The following is a 5,731-nucleotide window of genomic DNA, read 5'->3' on the forward strand; positions in this document are numbered from 1 at the left end:
CTGGCTTTTCCTCTTTGAGTCACTCTTTTTATTTACTGTTGCACTTGCATTGTAAATCGGCACGCTGGGAAAGTACCCAAAGGATCGCCGGGGGACGCCGCAGAGGCGAACTTCGTTCGCCAATGACGGCTTTCCCCCGGCCCCCCCCATTACGGGGGTTACCCCTTGGGTTAGGCAGAAAATTTCCGGCGCGCAAAATCTGAGTGGATGGTCTAAATCCCTGCCGGCCCACTGGGGCCTTCGTCGTCGCGGATTTCGTATCCCTCGCTTCGCCCGATTGGGCAAAGCTCGCTCACTCCATTGCTCCTCCTCTCCAACGCAAACCCGCTGCGCTGGGCTTTGCGTTGGGGGCCGCCTGCGGCGGCCTATTTGGGTGGAAAATTGCGGCTGGTGCGGTTTCAGTCTCGCGCCTGGCTTTGCCGAGCAGGTGGCGGTCGGTCCGTAGTCGGCGGGCCGGTCTGGGACCGGCCCCTACAAAAGGGCAGGACGCCTCTATACATGCTGTAGGGGCGGCACACCGGGCCGCCCGGGAACGGCCCGATGAGGGCATCGGGCCCTACGAGAAAAACGCAACGACTCCCGTATCCGCCGTTTCCCTCCGCACAGCTTGAGCCCCGCCGCAACAAAGGCGCTCTCAACCAGGGGAGTTCCGGCTTTCGATTACAACCCGGCCAGCGCCAGCGAAAGACGAGGGGCGGGCGTTCGACTGAACCTCCCGCGCCTTTGCGATAACGGACCATGCGGCCTAATTGGCGGCCCCCGTAAAGCGGGAGTCTGGGGGCAAGCCGACATGGCGAACGAAGTTCGCCTCTGCGGCGTCCCCCAGCGTCTTTTTGTTCCTTTTCCACGTGGAAAAGAAACCCGCCCCGCAGGGCGGAACCCTGCCCGCCGCCGGGGCGGCGAAATCCCCCTGCGAACCCCTCTCTATTTTGACATCCCCCGCGATTTCTGTCATAATAAAAAACAAAAGGCAGGTGCCGCCCATGAAGCGCTATATCGCCGCCCTGGACCAGGGGACCACCAGCAGCCGGTGCATCCTCTTCGACCGGGAACAGAACATCATCGGCTCCGCCCAGCGGGAGCTCACCCAGATCTACCCCAGGCCCGGCTGGGTGGAGCAGGACCCCATGGAGATCTGGTCCACCCAATATTCCGTCCTCACGGAGGTGCTGGCCCAAACCGGCGTCTCCCCGGAGGAGCTGGCCGCCATCGGCATCACCAACCAGCGGGAGACCACCATCGTCTGGGACCGGGAGACCGGCCGGCCCGTCTCCAATGCCATCGTGTGGCAGTGCCGCCGCACCGCCCCCCTGTGCGAGGAGCTGAAGGCCGACGGGGCGTTCTCCGCCTATGTGCAGGAACACACCGGACTGCTCATTGACGCCTACTTCTCCGCCACCAAGCTGAAGTGGATTTTGGACCACGTGGAGGGGGCGCGGGAGAAGGCGGGGCGGGGAGATCTGCTCTTCGGCACGGTGGACTCCTGGCTGGTGTGGAAGCTCACCGGCGGGGCGGCCCACATCACCGACGTGACCAACGCCAGCCGCACCATGCTCTTCGACATCCGGCGGCTGTGCTGGGACGAGCACATCTGTGCCAAACTGGGCATCCCCGCGAAAATGCTGCCCCAGGTGCGGGACTCCAGCCAGGTCTATGGGACCGCCGATCTTCTGGGGGCGGAGGTCCCCATCGCCGGGGTGGCCGGGGACCAGCAGGCCGCCCTGTTCGGCCAGGGCTGCTTCGCCCCGGGGGAGGCCAAAAACACCTACGGCACCGGCTGCTTCCTGCTGATGAACACGGGGGACCAGCTGTGCCGCAGCCGGAACGGCCTGCTCACCACCGTCGCCGTGGGGCTGGACGGGAAGGTGGAGTACGCCCTGGAGGGCTCCGTCTTTGTGGGCGGCGCGGTGATCCAGTGGGTGCGGGATGAGCTGCGCTTCATCAGCGAGGCCCGGGACGCGGAGTACTACGCCTCCAAGGTCCCCGACACAGGGGGCGTCTACCTGGTCCCCGCCTTCACCGGCCTGGGCGCCCCCTACTGGGACATGTACGCCCGGGGAGCGCTGGTGGGCATCACCCGGGGGACCAGCCGGGACCACATCATCCGGGCGGCTCAGGAGTCCATCGCCTACCAGGTGTGGGACCTGGCCGACGCCATGGAGAAGGACACGGGCATCTCCCTGAAAGAGCTCAACGCCGACGGCGGGGCCAGCCGGGACAGCTTCCTGATGCAGTTCCAGGCGGACATTCTGAACAAGCCCGTTTGCCGCCCCAAGATCCGGGAGACCACCGCCCTGGGGGCCGCCTATCTGGCGGGGCTGGCCGTGGGCTTCTGGAGCGGCCGGGAGGAGATCCGCGCCCTGCGGCAGACCGACCGGCTCTACCAGCCCGACATGGACGGCAAAACTCGGGAGCGGCTGCTCCGGGGCTGGCACAAGGCTGTGGGCCGCTCCCTGAACTGGGCGGAGCCCCAGGACTGAATCGCAAAACGCCAAAGGAGAACCAAGGGAATGGAATATTTTAACGTCTGCAAAGAGATCTGGAACCGGTGGGTGCCCCAGCGGGGGCACGCCCAGGTGCTCCAGGGGGAGCTGCTGCGGCAGATCGAGCGTCTGCGGTACGAGGCCCAGCACAACGAGAACCGGAACTGGAACGATGACTTTCTCTACTACTGCGACTTTCTCCGCTCCACCCTGCGGGAGGCGGACTGCCTCACCCCGGAGGAGCGGGAGGAGGTAAACGCCGCCCTGGTGCGGCTGCGCTCCAGCGGTGAGGTGGCCTGCCGCTACTACCAGGGGGACATCTCCGATGAGGAGCTGGCCGAGGACTACAACGGGGAGCTGGCCTATCAGGACGACGACCTGTACGACCTGGTGTGCGACGCCATCGCCCTGTTCTACCGGGCCAATCCCAACCCCATTCCCTACGAGCGCCGGCGGGGCGGCCGCCGGTAACCCTCAGCAAAGGAGCATCACTGTGGAAGCACTGTTTATCCCCACCCTGTCCTTCTGGGAAAACGGCAACAGCTGGTACGGCAGCCTGGGCCAGGCCCGATTTTTCATCCAGCCCCAGGAGGGCCAGCTCACCGTTCAGCTGTGGAAAGGTCCTCTCACCAAAGAATTCAGCGAAATTTTGGCGGAGGCGTCCTTTCCCCTCAGTCCGGAGGGGCTGGACCAGCTCACCGCCTGGCTGAATCAGCAGGCGGAGGAACTGAATCGAACATAAAAAATCCCACCGGAATCCGGTGGGATTTTTTATTATTTACGTCAGTCCTGGACCTCGCGCAGGCGTTTGACTGCGGCGGACTCCTGGACGCTCTTGACTTTTGCCTCGTTCACATAGCGGGTAACAGCGGCGGTGCTCTTTTTCACCGGGGTGATGGTGCCCGCGCCGGCCACGCAGCCGCCGGGACAGCCCATGCCCTCCAGCAGATAGCCGTTGTACTTGCCGGCCTTGGCCATCATCAGCATCTTGCGGCACTCCCGCAGGCCGTCGGCGTGCTCCACCAGGACCTCCCGCTCCGGGTCGATCTCGGCGATGGCCTTCTTCACCGCGTCGGCCACGCCGCCGGTGACGGCGAAGCCCCGGCCCAGAGAGGTGCCGGTGGAGAACTCGTCGTCGGGGTCGTAGGGCATCTCAGAGGGGACGATGCCCTTGGCGTCAAAGATGCCCTGCATCTCCTCAAAGGTGAGCACAAAGTCCACGTCGCTGCGGATGGTGCGGCGGGAGGCCTCCAGCTTCTTGGCGGTGCATGGACCGATAAACACGATGCGCACGTCCGGATGGTCCTTCTTGTACAGACGGGCGGTGAGCACCATGGGGGTCATGGCCATGGAGATATAGTCCTTGAACTGGGGGAACAGCTTCTTGGCCATCACGCTCCAGGAGGGGCAGCAGGAGGTAGCCATGAAGGGCTGCTGCTCCGGGACCTTCTTCAGGAAGTCCTCAGCCTCCTCAGCGGTGCACATGTCGGCGCCCACGGCCACCTCGATGACCTTGTGGAAGCCCACCTGGCGCATGGCCTCCCGCATCTGGGAGGAGGTGACATTCTCGCCGAACTGGCTGACAAAGGCGGGCGCCACGGCGGCCACCACCTTGTCGCCCCGCTTGATGGCCTGGATCAGCTGGAAGATCTGGCTCTTGTCGGAGATGGCGCCGAAGGGGCAGTTCACCAGACACATGCCGCAGGAGACGCACTTGTCATAGTCGATCTTGGCCCGGCCCAGCTCGTCGGAGCCGATGGCGTCCATACCGCAGGCCTCGGCGCAGGGGCGCTCGAACTTCAGGATGGCGCCGTAGGGGCACTCGTCGGCACACTTGCCGCACTTGATGCACTTCTCCTGGTCGATGAAGCTCTTGCCCTGAACGATGGAGATGGCGTCCTTGGGGCAGACCTCCTTACAGGGGTGGGCCAGACAGCCCTGGCACATGTTGGTCACCTGCACCCGCTTGGTGGGGCAGGCGTTGCAGGCAAAGGAAATAATGTTGATCAGCGGGGGATCGTAGTACTTCTCCGCCACCAGGCTGTCCTCCAGGTAGGCGTCCGTGGGCTCGTACTCGCTCACATTCCGCAGGGGCAGGCCGATGGCCAGGCGGATGCGCTCGCTGACCACAGCCCGCTCCACCAGGATGTTTTGGCGGTACTTGGCCACCTCGCCGGGGATGATTTTGTAGGGCAGCTCCCGAATGGTTTTGGCGTAGTTGCCCCCCTCAAAGGCCATCCGGGCCACCTCGGTAAAGACCTGGCGCCGGATATCGTTGATAAAGGTATGGACACCGCGCATTTGCTTTCTCCTCCTCTGTTTTGCAGGAAAACTTTCATCTTACACGGCTCTATCTTACCATAGCCGGCCCGCTTTGGCAACTGTTCCGCCCGTTAAGAAAGTGGAGATTTCTGCAAAATTTTCCTGCATCTCATACAGCACTTTCCCCAACTGCCTGCTTTCTTTGAAAAAGAAAGTAAGCAGTTCCTTTTCTTGAAAGAAAAGGAACCAAAAGAACTTTCTGCGAAGCTCCGCTTCGCCTCCATGTTTTAAGAGACAGGTCCCAGGCCTGTCCCTCTTTCTATATGTAGAGCCGTTCGTAAATACGCCGTAAGGGCGGGTACACTCACCCGCCCGTCATGCCTTCCCCCTGGGGGGAAGGTGCCCCCGAAGGGGGCGGATGAGGGGGCAGGTTCCCGCCACCCCCTTTGTAGGGCGCGGCCTCCCGGACGCGCCGCCTGGGCGTACCACTCCTCCGTCGTAGGGGCGGCACACCGGGCCGCCTGGAGGCCTTCCCCTTTAGTGAAAGGTGCCGAGCGAATGCGAGGCGGATGAGGGGCCCCCTACACGACTGGCCCCACCCCCAACAGGCGCACTCCGTCCTAATTCCTAATATATGTATCTAAACGTCCTACAAAGGTCCAAATTCCCCCCTATTTGAGTAGATCCAAAGCCTTCCTCCTTAGGGGAAGGCGCCCCAGTGCGCACACTGGGTCGGATGAGGGGGCTGGATTTCCCCCCTGTAGGGGCGGCCCCATGTGGCCGCCCGCCTCGATATCACCCCAACTCAAACAAGGAGGAATTTTATTTATGGCAACCAATTACACGGAACACTATGAATTGAACCAGTGGGAACCCACAGACGCGGTCCAGCGGGTGGACTTCAACGCCGACAACGCCAAGCTGGACGCGGCGCTGAATGCACTGTCAGATCAGGTGGCGAAAAAGGCGGACGAAGAGGATTTGAC

The 5,731-nt window shown here is 63.0% G+C and carries 4 protein-coding genes; 3 read left to right on the forward strand and 1 reads right to left on the reverse strand.

The genetic code is table 11. From position 1 onward, the window contains the following. Positions 1-983: 983 nt before the first annotated feature. From glpK to H6B31_RS16120, 3 genes are read left to right on the forward strand one after another with little or no spacing between them, the layout of a single operon-like run. Positions 984-2,480 (forward strand): glycerol kinase GlpK, encoded by a 1,497-nt coding sequence (glpK, locus tag H6B31_RS16110; protein ID WP_204899434.1) that lies wholly within the window; start codon positions 984-986, stop codon positions 2,478-2,480. A 30-nt stretch (positions 2,481-2,510) separates the two neighbouring features. Further along, positions 2,511-2,954 (forward strand): hypothetical protein, encoded by a 444-nt coding sequence (locus H6B31_RS16115; protein ID WP_204899435.1) that lies wholly within the window; start codon positions 2,511-2,513, stop codon positions 2,952-2,954. Between the two features lie 22 nt (positions 2,955-2,976). Further along, positions 2,977-3,225 (forward strand): hypothetical protein, encoded by a 249-nt coding sequence (locus tag H6B31_RS16120; protein WP_204899436.1) that lies wholly within the window; start codon positions 2,977-2,979, stop codon positions 3,223-3,225. Positions 3,226-3,266: 41 nt separating this feature from the next. Here the strand turns inward: H6B31_RS16120 and H6B31_RS16125 are convergent, their stop codons facing one another. After that, on the reverse strand, positions 3,267-4,784 hold the full coding sequence (locus H6B31_RS16125; RefSeq protein ID WP_204899437.1) for a 4Fe-4S dicluster domain-containing protein: 1,518 nt from the start codon (positions 4,782-4,784) through the stop codon (positions 3,267-3,269). Between the last annotated feature and the right edge of the window lie 947 nt (positions 4,785-5,731).

Origin of the sequence: Pseudoflavonifractor capillosus (genome assembly GCF_016899775.1) — a bacterium.
GTDB lineage: Bacteria > Bacillota > Clostridia > Oscillospirales > Oscillospiraceae > Lawsonibacter.